The following is a 13,679-nucleotide window of genomic DNA, read 5'->3' as shown; positions in this document are numbered from 1 at the left end:
TATTTAAGTATAAAGAGGAAAACTAACTGTTAGAGGAGAAATTGTAATATAAGGTTAGGGGGCGTTAAGATGTTACCACAGGAGTTGGCTATTGAAAAAATCGTTGAAAGTTTGAAGAGTGATCCATGTGTCAGGGCAATTTTTCTGAAAGGCTCAATGGGTAGGGGTGAGCATGATGAGCATTCGGACATTGATCTTTATTGTTTGGTGAACGATGGGGACATGCCGGAATTCCTGGAGAGGCGGGTTGATCATTTACGTGCATATCGCGACATCATTTTAGTGGACGATATATTCATTGTTGCCCCTCAGATCATTGCGGTATTTGATGATTTATTACATATTGATTTATTCACTGTGACGAAGGAAACGTTCGCTCGGGGCGACCATTTCAAAGTGTTGTATGATCCGCATCGTTTGATGGATGGGTTTATTGACACACAGGGCCTGACGCTGACTGAGCAGGAGTATCGGGATGATGTCCTTGATGTCGGATGGTTTTTGTATCAATATAGACAATCTGCTGCGAGAGGAAACGATATCTGGTCGGTTAAGATGCTGACAAATGTTATGCATCATTTGGGAAGGGTATTGCTTTATCGGTATGCACCGGAACGAGCGAAGTTGGGATTGAAGACGATTGAGCGGTCTTTGCCGGATGAAGTTGAGTTGGAGTTGAAGGGGATTTTGGAGTTTATAACTCCTTGTGGGCATGCAAAGGCGGCGGTTATGATTGGACAATTGGTGGACAGGGAGTATGAGTGGATTCGGTTGCAGTGGGATGAAGAAAGTGAGGGAATGAGATTTTTGAGGAGAATGGTTGAGATGCACAAAGAATAATCTGTATAGTTAGTTTTTGGGTGGATGAATATGGTAGACTACTAGATAGCGGAATAATAGAAAAGGAGTTGACCATATTCATCCATAAACGAAGAAGGGCCCCCTTGCTGTTGGAGGGGCTCGAAGCGGCGATGAGACGATTGCCGATCCACCATGAAGCGTTTCCTACTTTGCGTTCGAAGCATGCTGCGGTCAAAGCTGGATTTGGCGGCGAGCAGGAATTGGACAAGGTGTTTGAGAGCTATTCTTTTTCAATGAAGCATGGCATTTTCCATGATTTATCGTTATCGTCGAGTACATTCTTTCAAGTGGACACGCTATTCATAACGCCGTGGTATGCAGTCTTATTCGAAGTGAAGAACATTTCGGGCGAACTTACAGTGACCGAGAATCCCCCACAACTAATTCGTACACTGGAAAGCGGACAAGTGAATGGCTTCAAAAGTCCGATTGTCCAATTGCAAAGCAACTGTGAATTATTCCGGGACTGGCTGTACAGCCGAGAACTATCATTGCCCGTATACGGCGCTGTCGTGATGGCCTACGCCAGCCAACGCATCGAAGTCTTCGACACAAAAATCCCTGTTCTATTTCCAAGTTCAGTTCCTTCGTATATACGAAAACTCCCAACAACCTCCCCATTGTTGGATGATGCAACATTCAATTCTCTCCTTTCACTATTAGTAAACGGCCATCGCCAATTCATTCCATATCCTATTTGTGATACGTATTCTATTCGTCGCAGTGACGTTCGTACGGGTGTGATGTGTCCGGAGTGTGGGGTGATTGGCATGGAAAAATATAAAGCTGGCTGGCGTTGTCTATCCTGTAGAAGGACAAGTCGAGATGCACACAAACAAGCGCTACGCGACTGGTTTCTTTTGTTTGGCGATGAAATGAGGAACAAGGATTGTCGGGAGTTTTTACAGGTCGATCGCCAGCAAACTGCTCACCGTTTGTTAGCATCGATGCCGTTAAAATCGAAAGGCACTTACAGAGATCGGACTTATACAATGGAATTACTTCTTGAAAGTGAAAAGCGCACATGAATGTGCGCTTTTTTGATGTGATAAATGCTGCATCGGTGGTAAAGTGTCACGCAACGGTGGTAATAGCTGGATCAACGGTGGTAAAGTGTCACGCAACGGTGGTAATAGCTGGATCAACGGTGGTAAAGTGCTACGCAACGGTGGTAATAGCTCAAGCATCGGTGGTAATCACGCCGAATGTTAGTTGGCCAGAAATCAGCCTTGTACATGTTATATTAGCAACATGCATTGTAGGAAAAATGCTGCATCGGTGGTAAAATGCTACGCAACGGTGGTAATAGCTGGAGCATCGGTGGTAAAGTGCTACGCAACGGTGGTAATAGCTGGATCAACGGTGGTAAAGTGCTACGCAACGGTGGTAACGGCCAGAGCATCGGTGGTAAACCTGCCCGAACCGGTAGCAACCCCAACAAACTACCCCTCAATCAATCCACTCTCCACCAAAAACTCTTCCGCAACTCTTTCCACCATCATGCCGTCGTTGTCGACTTTGGCGTTCATCTTCTGCATGGCTTCTTCGTCAATCATACCCTCCAATTGCTTCAGCACTACCTCAATTTCAGGGTATTCTTCCAAGGTTTCTTCCCTTACAAGCGGGAGCGCGTGGTAGGGAGGGAAGTAGGACTTGTCATCCTCTAACACGCGAAGGTCAAATTCCTGCAATTGGCCATCTGTTGTATAGGAGTTGATGACATCGACTTCTCCTGCATTGATCGAGCGGTACATGATGCCATGGTCCATGCCCTTCACGCCCTTGAACTCCAAGCCATATTCCTTCGTGAAGCCAGGCAGTCCATCCGGGCGATCGATGAATTCGAAGACCGCTCCTAAAGTGAAATCTTCGGAATACGCAGCGAAGTCACTGAATGTGACGACTCCAAGTTCTTCGGCTTTTTTTTCGTCCAACGCGAGGGTGTACGTGTTGTTGAAGCCGAATGTGTTGAAGGCGACAATGCCGTCTTCAGCAACGAGGCGCCGTGTCAATTCCAAAGTTTCATCGGCATCACCTGGCTCCTTGTGGTAATAGTTGACGACAATCGTCCCCGTATAATCTGGAATGACATCGATATTGCCTCCCAACATCGCGTTCCAGACAACGTTTGAGCCGCCAAGATTCTCCTTATAAATGACTTTAATATCGGTTTTATTCTCAATTAACTGACCCATGACGTGGGATAAAATGATACTTTCCGTGTTGTTCCGTGAACCGAGTGTCAACGAGTCTTCCTCGATGAAAATGCACCCGGAAAGCAGAGTCATGACAACTATTGTTACTAAAAAAGCAGTAAACTTTTTCCTCATTACGCTTTCAATCCTTTCGGTGTCGTCCAGCGCTCTAATGAGCCGAAAAACATTTCAAGAATGATGGCAAGGAGTGCGGCAGGAATGGCCCCAAGTAGAATCAGTCCGTCAATACCACGTGTGATTCCGAGGAAAATGAAATCTCCAAGTCCGCCCGCTCCAATGAATGCAGCGAGGGTAGCGTTACCGACGTTAATGACTGCGGCTGTTCGGATACCAGCCATGATGACAGGGACCGCAAGTGGCAATTCCACTTTGAATAATATTTGCATACTCGTCATTCCCATTCCCTTTGCTGCTTCACGTGTTGCAGGGTCGACGTCCTTTATTCCCGTGTATGTGTTTCGGGCAATTGGCAGCAGTGAATAAAGGAAAAGGGCAGCTATCGCTGTTTTCACACCGATTCCGAAGATGGGAATCATGAAACCTAACAGAGCAAGGCTTGGAATCGTCTGCATGACGCCCGTACCTCCAAGCACAAGTGTCGTCAATTGTGGAACCCGAGTGACGAGGATTCCAAGTGAAACTCCAAGGACAATGGCGATTAACATCGAGAAGAATACGAGTTGGATATGGACAGATGTCGCTTCAAGCACTTCTCTCCAGCGCATCTGCGATTGCTCGGTCAATTGTTGCCAAATGGATAAATTATTCATATAGCAATCACCTCAGCTTCCGTCCATTGAGTGGACAGTGCGGCTAACAACGATCCTCGTGTAACGAGACCGATAAGTTTTTTCTGTTCATCTACAATCGGAATCAGGCCGAATGGAGACTCATCCATCATGATGATGGCATCTTTTGCAGAAGCGTTATTTTGTAAGAAGAAACCGATCGGCTGCATGATTTCTGCAATGGAACGGATGGAGTTCACTTTCTTGATGACATCATAGGCGGACACGATGCCTAACAGAGTTTTTGATTCATCCACGATGATGAGATCTGTGATTTTCCTTTGACGGATAAGTGAAATTGCCTTTTCAGGAGAACTTTGAGGAAGAGTCGTGACGACCGATTCCGACATGATTTCGGTAACAGGCATCAGCTCGGGATTTTGGATAATTCGATGCTTGCCAATGAACTCCTCGACAAAACCGTGGGCAGGTTCATGAAGTAATTTCTCTGGAGTGTCCAACTGAAGAAGTTTGCCGTCTTTCATAATTGCGATACGATCACCCATTTTGAGTGCCTCATCCATGTCATGGGTAACAAATATGATTGTCTTATTTAGTTTTTTCTGTAATGAAATGAGTTCACCCTGCAATTGTTCCCTTGTAATCGGGTCCAATGCGCTGAATGGTTCATCCATTAAAATGATTTCGGGGTCAGACGCAAGTGCGCGTGCAATTCCGACGCGTTGCTGTTGCCCCCCGGAAAGTTCTTTCGGATATCGTGTTGCGTAGATTTTAGGATCCAATCCAACCATTTCCAACAATTCGTTGACCCGTGGTTTAATTTTCTCTTGGCTCCATCCATTCAGCTGCGGAACGATGGCGATGTTTTTTTCGATTGTATAATGGGGGAATAAACCGATCTGTTGGATCACATACCCGATTCCCCTGCGAAGGTCAGAAGCGACGTATGAGTTGTTATCCTTGCCGTTTATCGAAATTTTTCCGCTTGTATGCGGTTCCATTCGATTAATCATTTTCATCGTAGTCGACTTCCCGGAACCACTTGGACCGATGAGAACAAGCAGTTCGCCTTTCGGAATTTCAAAGCTGACAGAGTCAACAGCCTTGAACCCGTCTTCATACACTTTACTTACGTTTTCAAACTTTAGCATAAAATCCTCCTATGTTTTTTTACAAACTGTATTCCGTTGAATTATGGGATGAAAAAATAAAACAACGGCTAAAAAAAAGAAGACATTTTTATCACCTGAATTGTTAGGTGCGATGTCTCAATAACAAGTATAACATACTTCAAGGATGGAAGCATTTGGAACTGGGCTAATTAATAGGTCATTAGGTGGTAATTAAGTCACGCTCTTGGTAAAGACGGTGCAAGATTGGCAAGTCGGTGATAAACCTGTCAGAGTCGGTGATAACACGCTGAGAGTCGGTGATAAAATTTGGGGAGACGGTGATAAACTCGCCTAAGTCGGTGATAAGGTAAATTTTTTGCGAAAATGAATCGTTTGACCTACTTAATGCGTTGGAATTTAGTGATTTGGCTTTGGGAATTGGAGATTCGGTGCTAACCCACAAAGAGTCGATGATAATCTTTTCCATCCAAGCTATCCCCCTATATAATAAAGGAAAGAAAGGACGTGTACGGGGATGGATATGAATATTTTCATCGTAGAAGATGATTTGGCAATTTACAATTCACTAAAAGAAAGGCTTGGGCAATGGTCGTTACAAGTATCTGGGCCAACGGATTTTCATGATGTGATGAAGTCTTTTATTCAAATAAAACCGCATCTAGTCATACTCGATATCCAACTTCCGGCGTATGATGGGTTCCATTGGTGCCGTGAGATCCGGGCGGTTTCGAAGGTGCCGATCATCTTCTTGTCGTCTCGTGATCATCCGATGGATATGGTGATGGCGATGAATATGGGTGCGGATGATTATATTCAAAAACCTTTCCATACGGATGTGTTGCTGGCAAAAATTCAAGCGACACTACGGCGAACGTATGCGTATACGGCGGAAGAGGCGGCGGATGTGCTGGAATGGAATGGGGCGATGATCGATATGAAACGTAGCGTCATTCGGCTTGATGGCAATGAAGTGGAGCTGACGAAAAATGAATTTTTCATTTTGGCAGTGCTTGTCCAATCGAAGGACGAAATTGTGTCACGTGATGAGCTAATCCGGAAACTTTGGGATGATGAGCGATTCGTGAACGATAATACGTTGACGGTCAATGTGACGCGGCTGCGCCAGAAACTTTCGGACATCGGACTGGGTGACGCAATTCTCACAAAAAAAGGGATGGGGTACATGGCGGTTAGCCTGTAGGAGGGATTTGATGTTCATTGCGTACGTTAGGGATATGAAAAGCTGGATACTCCTATTTGTCACATCGCTTGCAGTGACAGACGGCTTGATATGGATTGATAAAGGTCTGACAATGAGGCTGAGCTCTTTAATTTACCTCAATTTACTTCTGATTGCCATTTTCATTTTATTCTTCATCTGGCGTTATAAAAAAGAGATACACTTCACGAAGGAACTTCTTCGTATTTCAGAAGATCCTTCAAGGGATTGGCAGGAGGGATTGCCGGAGACGACGTTCATCCGGGATCAAACAGTCAATGAACTTTTGAAGCAAGTGGCAGCTGACTATATGGAAGAAATATCGGAGATGAAAAGCGCAAACCTTATGGAAAGCGATTATACCGCGGCGTGGGTACATGAAGTGAAGGCGCCGCTCACTTCGATGAAAATGACGATTGATGCGAATCGACAAGACCCGGTAATTCGAAAAGTCGAGTCCGATTGGTTACGCGTCCATTTGCTGATCGATCAGCAGCTTTATATTACACGTATGCCGTCAATTGGGACGGATTACGTATTGGAGAAAATCGAAATGCACCATTTAATCACACCAGAAATTCGCGAGCTCCGCTCATGGTATATCGAAAAAAACATCGCTGTGGAAATAGAAGACAAAGATTTGGAAGTAATTACGGATAGTAAATGGAGTCGCTTCATCATCCGGCAATTGCTGACGAATGCAGTGAAATACAGTCCTGATGGAGGGGTCGTTCATATTAAGTTCGATCGTTCTCGAAGCGGCCACCCGGTTTTGTTTATAAAAGATGAAGGTCCCGGAATCCCTGCGCATGATCTCCCTCGGATTTTCGATAAAGGGTTCACAGGAGGGACGGGTAGACTGCATAATGCGGCGACTGGAATCGGCCTTTATCTTGCTCACCAAGCCGCCTCAAAAATAGGGGTTTCCCTGTCGGCGCATTCTGTTATGAATGAAGGAACGACGATGAAAATGACGTTTTCTACCGAGAATGAATTTGACGTTACTCGAACGTGACAACAATGTCACATTGACCAACCTGTTTGTCATCTAAATCAAACGACCGAAAGAAATTAACTCTTTAAGATAAGGATATAGCAAACAGGGAGGGTACAATGATGGACCAACATAAAACAGTTTTACATGCTCAAAACATCCGTAAATCGTACGGAACACGCAGCAATGTGCAACAAGTATTGAAAGGTATTGACTTGCGAGTGTTGGAAGGGGAATTTGTCGGAATCATGGGAGCTTCAGGCGCTGGGAAGACGACACTTTTAAACGTTCTTGCGACGATAGACCGTACGACAGAAGGCTCGATTCTTATTGGAGATGCTGACATTTCGAAGATGAAAGACCGAGAGTTATCTGCATTCAGGCGCGATAAATTAGGGTTCATCTTCCAAGATTATAATCTTTTAGATACATTGACAGTGAAGGAGAACATCCTGTTGCCGGTCTCTCTCGGTAAAATGAAAAAACGAGTGGCGGAGGATCAATTCAATACAATTGCAGATATCTTAGGCATTAAAGAGTTGGCGGACAAATATCCACATGAAATTTCCGGGGGGCAAAAGCAACGGACTTCTGCAGCACGTGCGCTTATTAATAAGCCATCGATGGTTTTTGCAGATGAACCGACCGGTGCGCTCGATTCGAAATCTGCATCTTCTTTGCTTGGCACTTTGGAAGATGTGAATAAACAACGTGGCGTCACAATCATGATGGTGACGCATGACCCTGTCGCATCAAGCTACTGTAGCCGAGTCGTTTTCCTCAAGGACGGCAATATATACTCGGAATTGTATCGCGGCGAAAAAACGAGACAAGCCTTCTTCCAGGAAATCCTGAAAGTACAAGGTGTCCTCGGGGGTGACAGCGTTGACGCTCTTTGATCTCGTCATCCGTAGCATGCGGAAGAATATCAAGCATTATTATCTATACTTTTTCGCTCTCATACTAAGTGTTGTCCTGTACTTTGTCTTTGCGACTTTGCAGCATGATCCGTCGGTTGTTGAGAGATCGGGGGGTAGCATGGGTGCGGCTTTCAAAGTAGCGGGAATTCTATTATTGTTCATCGCAGGGATATTCATCGTCTATGCAAATGCAATTTTCTTGAAGAGAAGAAGCCGTGAAATCGGGCTGTATCAATTGATTGGACTGACGAAAGGCTCTGTATCTCGTCTGTTGATTATCGAAAACTCCTTGCTTGGTGCGGGGGCATTAGCGATTGGGATTGGCATAGGAATTCTCGTCTCACGATTGTTTTTATTGTTGTTAATGAAACTCATCGGATTTGATGGATTTATCGAAGTGGAATTTTCGACGGCGGCTGTTATCCAGACAGTTATCGTATTCCTTGCAATCATCATTTTGACGTCAATCCAAATGATCGTCGCTGTTTACCGAAATACATTATTGGGATTATTCAATGCTGATAAGACAGGCGAGCATCCGAAGAAGCCGAAAGCGTTTATGTCGGCACTTCTTGCAGTTTTGGGAATTTTGCTCATCGCATTCGGATACTGGTTGTCCGGTCGAATGATGAATGCTTTGTTGCTCATCAATATGGTTGTCGTTTTGGCCACGACAATCCTTGGAACGTATTTATTGTTCCGAGTGGCAATCGGATGGGTGCTTTACCAGATTCGTAAAAGGAAACAAGGTCATCTTGGGTTGAACAATAGTTTGTCGATTGCGCCGATCATGCACCGGATGAAGGCAAATGCGAACTCATTGACGATTATTACAGTGTTGTCCGCAATGACTTTGACGATGTTGGCGGGAGCATATTCGCTTTATTATTCGTCGGAGAAAGAAACACGACTTGTCTATCCTTTTGATTTTGCTTTTGATAATTTTTGGTATGAGGACGGTCAAGAAGCATCCGCACAATTTGTCAGTGAACTGGATAAGCAAAATATTGCGTATACGTATGCAACGGTTGAAACACTGCAAGTGGATGGTGAATTTGAAGACGGTAGTGCGCCAGAAATGATATCCACATCGTTTGGAGCAAATATTATAAGCGACAAACAATTGCAACAAGCGGGTGCGGACATTGAAATCACCGAATCCGATGCCGCGCACCTTTATGATGCAGGCATCTACTGGCTATTAAAATCGATTGAAGTCCCATTCAATGTTGGGTTATCGAATAGTGAAATAGAATCTAATATGAAAGTTGTGAAAGTGAGCGAAGGAAATGCCTTAAACTCTTCAGCGACGACACAACTTGTTGTGAACGATGCATTCTATCAAAAATTAAAAGATCAATTTGTGAATGATGAAAACGGTTGGCGCATTTCAAACACCTACGTCATCAATGTGCCGGATCAAGATCAGCTTATCGAAGCATCTGATATCTTCAAGCGCATCAATAAGGAAAATGATCAATATGGATTCGATTATTACTCGCAGTATGTACGGACGATGGAAAGCAGTGGATTATTCATCTTCATTTCAGGTTTCCTTGGACTTGTTTTCCTCATTTCGACAGGTAGTATTTTATACTTCAAGCAAATGACGGAGGCGGAACAGGAAAGAAGCAGCTACGCAACTTTGCGCCAATTAGGCTTCACGGTACAAGACATTATGCGGGGCATTGTCCGTAAGCAAGTGTTCGTCTTCGGCCTGCCGCTTTTGATTGGATTGCTTCACTCAATCTTTGCGATAAAAGCAGCATCTTTCATTTTCATGTCAGATATTACGTTGCCTGCATCCATCGCGATGGGTCTCTACGCATTGATTTATCTCGTCTATGCATTTTTAACCGTCGGGTATTATCGCAAAACGGTGAAAGCGGCACTTTGATGGGGAAAGTCATTGTCAATGGGGCGGATTATTGATGAAAAATGGCGAGTCGGTGATAAACCCACAAAAGTCAGTGATAAACCAAAAAGCAAACGAGTCGGCACTAACTCGTTTGCTTTTTTACATGAAAATCTACATTTCTTTAGGAGCTTTCATTCCTAACAAGCGCAGAGATTCCGTTAAGACGATTGTGACAGTTTCGATGAGAGCAGTGCGATAGGGCAGATTTGCCTGGTCGGTTAACACTTGGACATTCCCGTAAAATGAATTGAACGCTTGCGCGAAATCAATAGCGTATTTCGCGATAATTGAAGGGTCCAAATCGTCAGCCGCCCGTTTGACAGCCTGTGGAAATTGTTCAAGCAGCTTGATCGTTTCCCATTCATGATCGTTCACTTCATTTATGGTGAATGAATTAATTTCACCGACCTTACGCAAAATCGAGTGGGCCCGCGCATTCGCATATTGGACGTACGGACCTGTTTCGCCCTCTACTTGCAACATCGATTCCAAGTTAAATTCGATATCATGCTTCCGATGTTGCTTCAAGTCGCTGAATAAAATGGCCCCGACACCGACCGCTTCTGCCACTTCGGATCGATTGGCAAGGGATGGGTTTTTCTCCTTGATGTTTTTCTGCGCAAGTTCAATCGCTTCCTTCAAAACATTCTCGAGCAAAACAATCTTTCCTTTACGCGTCGACATCTTCTTCCCGCCTTGCAAGATGAGTCCGAACGGTACATGCACGATTGTCTTTTCCCATTCATGCCCCAATTTCCCCAAAACCTGTTTCACTTGCGTAAAGTGCAGGCTTTGTTCATTCCCGACTACGTATACGGATTTAACGAAGTCATACTTGTTTTTCCGGTCAATAGCAGCAGCCAAATCCCGTGTTGCGTACAACGTCGCGCCATCTGATTTTTTAATCAAACACGGCGGCATACCTTCTTCAAGTTCCACAACCATGGCGCCATCAGATTCGACCAATAGACCTTTATCTTCAAGCTCTTGAACAACAGGTTCCATTTTGTCATTGTAATATGCTTCGCCGTTGTACGAATCGAAGGTAACGCCCAAAAGATCATAAATTCGCTGGAATTCCTTCAGAGACTCAGTCTTGAACCAGTCCCAGAGGGCAAGTGCGTCGGTATCGCCATCCTCCAATGCTTTGAATGCTGCACGTCCTTCGTCGTTCAAGGAAGAATCCTTCTCCGCTTCCTCATGAAAACGGATATACAATTTCAGTAATGTCTCGATTGGAGCCTGACGGACATCCTCCTCATTGCCCCATTTCCGATATGCAGTGAGCAGCTTTCCGAATTGGGTTCCCCAATCACCGATGTAATTGATCTTCACAGGGGTGTAGCCATTCTTTTTGAGCAATAAAGCAATGGAATTCCCGATGACCGTGGAACGCAGATGGCCCATGGAAAACGGCTTAGCGATATTCGGTGAGGACATATCAATCGTTACTACACCACCATTGCCTTCATTGGAAGTGCCATATGAAGTCGATTGTTCCAAGATTGTCTGAAGAAGCGAATCGGCAATGACTTTCCTGTTCAAGAACAGATTCACATACCCATTTACTGCTTCAGCTTTCTGGATTAACGGATGATTGACGGAAGAAGCCATCTCCTCCGCGATAGCAACTGGTGATTTACGCAAGACCTTTGCAAAAGGAAAACAAGGCAATGCAAAATCCCCTAACTGTGCGTGCGACGGGCGCTCCAACATATGCTCCTCCAATGGAATCGGGCTGACTAATTGTAAAGCTTGTAGAATGTCCTTTTTCATATACACGAACCCCTTTTCAGATAAAATAAAAAGCCCTCAATCTCAATAAATGAGACGAAAGCTTGTTCCGCGGTACCACTCAAATTGCCCCTGTCAAATATGGGTAGGGGCCCCTTTCTCCTAACGGCGAGACACCGGCTTTTCCTACTTCATTCAGAAAAGCATCTACGAAGTGCGCTTCATAATTCATCTTCGCCAGGCTCCCACCAACCCCGGCTCGCTATGGAAGGACAGAATCATTACTCTCTTCGTCATCGATATTGTAGTTGAATGTAACAAATCGGTGGCTATGTGTCAATGGGCTTCACGAAACTTTTGTGCGAATCATCCGTCTAATTCGTTGATGGGAGGTTTTGACATGAACTATAGGTTATCAATCTTATTAGGTGCTGCTTTATTGTTAGGCGGATGCGGAACGAATGCATCGCCGAAAAATGTCGCGGTTGAAGATAGTGTTGTGGATAGTGTTGGGGACAGTGTTGAATGGAAGACGTTGAAGACGGTTAGTGGGCGTGAAATCATTGCGGAATTAAAGCAAACCGCTAAGGAGACGCCTAAGCGAGACAAGTCGGCTACCATTGAAACACCCCCTGAGTTTGAGCCGCCAACAAAAGAGCTGACAGAGGATTTGGCGGTCAAAGTAATTGAAGCACCCGCTGCAATCCAGGCGGTGGAAGAAGTCTACGGTGAGGGTGGTATTAGTAATGTAGGAGTACTCTTCACCGAACTTCAGACGAGAGGCGCTGAGCAATCTGGTGTCTGGATCGGGTTAAAGGAACCGGATGAACGCGTTCAGCAAGTGCTCGATCTGCTGCAACCTAAAGTGGATGCGGGCGAAATCTTGGCAGAACCAATCTATTTTTTCCGCAGCCCTCATACGGAAAAAGAGCTCAATGATTTACAGGATGAAGTCGCGGAAGCGTTGAAAGGAATCGAAACGGAACAGGGATCCTATGCGTTGTATGTCGATGTCATCAAAGGCGAGATTGAAGTTTCCCATGATTTTCTTACGCCGAAGCAGCAAGAAGAGTTGCGCCAACAATTCGCCGACCGAACAATCAATTTCACGCAGGATGGAAGAATGGTAGCTGCTCCCGGGGAATCAAGGCTTATTGCTCCTGAACAAACTTACACTCACACTCCCCACACGGATGTTGGTGGATTTATACTGTCTGTTAGTGAAGGGCAGTTCTTGGTAGCTGGTCCAGATGAAACTACAGGGTTTTACAAATTCCCTGAAGCTGACAAGTTGAAAGTCGGCCAGCGGGTGAAAGTGGAAGCATCAGGCGGCATAATGGAATCCTATCCTGTGCAAGGGACTGCAAAATTTGTGGAAATTTTGCCGGACTACAAGCCTGTGAATGCGAAGCTTTCCGAGTCCGAGGCTGTAGCGAAAGCCCTGGAGATTTCAGGTGAAAGGCTATCAACTGGCTATGTCGTAATCAATGATGTTATTTTTGATGAGAATGAAAAGAAATGGATCTTCGAGCTTCTGCCTGATGACGGGTTGGGAACACTCGAAGTTGCAGATGAATAGAAGCTTTCTTGGCAACCGTCCTTAATTGGGCGGTTTTTTTGATGGTGGAATTTGTCGAACGGTGATAAATGTATCGTGAGCGGTGATAAACTTTTTTGCCACTGGAAATTGCATTGCGGCGCGGGTGAGTTGTACGCAAACCCGCTTGAATTGTAGTCAATCGGTGGTAAACGGTTGAGAAACGGTGGTAAACGGTCGAGAGTCGGTGGTAAACGGTCGAGAGTCGGTGGTAACACCCGAAATGTCGGTGGTAATCCTCCGCAAGTCGGTGATAACCAATTTTACATGAGGGAATTCATGCTGATAGTGGCCTCTCCCGGTTTCCATTCGCCTCCCTCGGGTATGCTATCTGCAGA

The 13,679-nt window shown here is 45.0% G+C and carries 12 protein-coding genes and 1 other annotated feature; of the genes, 7 read left to right on the top strand and 5 right to left on the bottom strand.

The genetic code is table 11. The annotated features are described in order from the left end of the window. Positions 1–69: 69 nt before the first annotated feature. The gene (locus tag NSQ43_RS00835; RefSeq protein ID WP_339252232.1) at positions 70–840 is read left to right on the top strand and encodes a nucleotidyltransferase domain-containing protein; all 771 of its coding nucleotides are present in this window, start codon (positions 70–72) and stop codon (positions 838–840) included. A gap of 20 nt (positions 841–860) precedes the next feature. Continuing rightward, positions 861–1,889, top strand: coding sequence for a nuclease-related domain-containing protein (locus tag NSQ43_RS00830; protein WP_339252230.1), 1,029 nt, complete (start codon positions 861–863; stop codon positions 1,887–1,889). 414 nt (positions 1,890–2,303) lie between these two features. On the opposite strand, the gene NSQ43_RS00825 is transcribed toward NSQ43_RS00830, so the two are convergent. The 4 genes from NSQ43_RS00825 to NSQ43_RS00810 form a co-directional block, all read right to left on the bottom strand. Further along, on the bottom strand, positions 2,304–3,191 hold the full coding sequence (locus tag NSQ43_RS00825) for a glycine betaine ABC transporter substrate-binding protein (protein ID WP_339252228.1): 888 nt from the start codon (positions 3,189–3,191) through the stop codon (positions 2,304–2,306). Then, positions 3,191–3,847 (bottom strand): ABC transporter permease, encoded by a 657-nt coding sequence (locus NSQ43_RS00820; RefSeq protein ID WP_339252226.1) that lies wholly within the window; start codon positions 3,845–3,847, stop codon positions 3,191–3,193. Before NSQ43_RS00820 ends, NSQ43_RS00825 begins: the two co-directional genes overlap by 1 nt. Beyond that, on the bottom strand, positions 3,844–4,977 hold the full coding sequence (locus tag NSQ43_RS00815; protein ID WP_339252224.1) for an ABC transporter ATP-binding protein: 1,134 nt from the start codon (positions 4,975–4,977) through the stop codon (positions 3,844–3,846). The genes NSQ43_RS00820 and NSQ43_RS00815 overlap by 4 nt, the downstream gene beginning before the upstream one ends. A gap of 181 nt (positions 4,978–5,158) precedes the next feature. Next, the gene (locus NSQ43_RS00810) at positions 5,159–5,425 is read right to left on the bottom strand and encodes a hypothetical protein (RefSeq protein ID WP_339252222.1); all 267 of its coding nucleotides are present in this window, start codon (positions 5,423–5,425) and stop codon (positions 5,159–5,161) included. Positions 5,426–5,473: 48 nt separating this feature from the next. Between NSQ43_RS00810 and NSQ43_RS00805 the strand changes: the two genes are divergently transcribed. From NSQ43_RS00805 to NSQ43_RS00790, 4 genes are all read left to right on the top strand, one after another. Beyond that, a complete protein-coding gene (locus NSQ43_RS00805; RefSeq protein ID WP_339252221.1) occupies positions 5,474–6,160 on the top strand; it encodes a response regulator transcription factor in 687 nt (228 codons plus the stop codon). Positions 6,161–6,170: 10 nt separating this feature from the next. Continuing rightward, entirely contained in the window at positions 6,171–7,193 is a 1,023-nt protein-coding gene (locus tag NSQ43_RS00800) for a sensor histidine kinase (RefSeq protein WP_339252220.1), read from the top strand. Positions 7,194–7,294: 101 nt separating this feature from the next. Further along, entirely contained in the window at positions 7,295–8,071 is a 777-nt protein-coding gene (locus NSQ43_RS00795) for an ABC transporter ATP-binding protein (RefSeq protein WP_339252218.1), read from the top strand. After that, positions 8,049–9,989, top strand: coding sequence for an ABC transporter permease (locus NSQ43_RS00790; protein ID WP_339252216.1), 1,941 nt, complete (start codon positions 8,049–8,051; stop codon positions 9,987–9,989). The genes NSQ43_RS00795 and NSQ43_RS00790 overlap by 23 nt, the downstream gene beginning before the upstream one ends. Before the next feature lie 132 nt (positions 9,990–10,121). Here NSQ43_RS00790 and argS read toward each other — a convergent pair whose 3' ends face one another. After that, on the bottom strand, positions 10,122–11,786 hold the full coding sequence (gene argS / locus NSQ43_RS00785; protein WP_339252215.1) for an arginine--tRNA ligase: 1,665 nt from the start codon (positions 11,784–11,786) through the stop codon (positions 10,122–10,124). Between the two features lie 47 nt (positions 11,787–11,833). Beyond that, positions 11,834–12,050 (bottom strand) — a binding site (T-box leader). Between the two features lie 94 nt (positions 12,051–12,144). On the opposite strand from argS, the gene NSQ43_RS00780 reads away from it, so the two are divergent. Continuing rightward, positions 12,145–13,323, top strand: coding sequence for a DUF3221 domain-containing protein (locus tag NSQ43_RS00780; RefSeq protein ID WP_339252213.1), 1,179 nt, complete (start codon positions 12,145–12,147; stop codon positions 13,321–13,323). Positions 13,324–13,679 lie beyond the last annotated feature (356 nt).

The sequence above is a fragment of the Sporosarcina sp. FSL W8-0480 genome (assembly GCF_037963765.1).
Lineage (GTDB): Bacteria > Bacillota > Bacilli > Bacillales_A > Planococcaceae > Sporosarcina.
The sequence above is the reverse complement of the archived record's forward strand: the minus strand, read 5'-3'. Positions and strand labels throughout refer to the sequence as shown.

Coding starts and splice junctions, on each gene's coding strand:
- NSQ43_RS00835 (WP_339252232.1), top strand. CDS start 70: ATGTTACCACAGGAGTTGGCTATTGAAAAAATCGTTGAAAGTTTGAAG.
- NSQ43_RS00825 (WP_339252228.1), bottom strand. CDS start 3,191: ATGAGGAAAAAGTTTACTGCTTTTTTAGTAACAATAGTTGTCATGACT.
- NSQ43_RS00820 (WP_339252226.1), bottom strand. CDS start 3,847: ATGAATAATTTATCCATTTGGCAACAATTGACCGAGCAATCGCAGATG.
- NSQ43_RS00815 (WP_339252224.1), bottom strand. CDS start 4,977: ATGCTAAAGTTTGAAAACGTAAGTAAAGTGTATGAAGACGGGTTCAAG.
- NSQ43_RS00810 (WP_339252222.1), bottom strand. CDS start 5,425: ATGGAAAAGATTATCATCGACTCTTTGTGGGTTAGCACCGAATCTCCA.
- NSQ43_RS00805 (WP_339252221.1), top strand. CDS start 5,474: ATGGATATGAATATTTTCATCGTAGAAGATGATTTGGCAATTTACAAT.
- NSQ43_RS00800 (WP_339252220.1), top strand. CDS start 6,171: ATGTTCATTGCGTACGTTAGGGATATGAAAAGCTGGATACTCCTATTT.
- NSQ43_RS00795 (WP_339252218.1), top strand. CDS start 7,295: ATGGACCAACATAAAACAGTTTTACATGCTCAAAACATCCGTAAATCG.
- argS (WP_339252215.1), bottom strand. CDS start 11,786: ATGAAAAAGGACATTCTACAAGCTTTACAATTAGTCAGCCCGATTCCA.
- NSQ43_RS00780 (WP_339252213.1), top strand. CDS start 12,145: ATGAACTATAGGTTATCAATCTTATTAGGTGCTGCTTTATTGTTAGGC.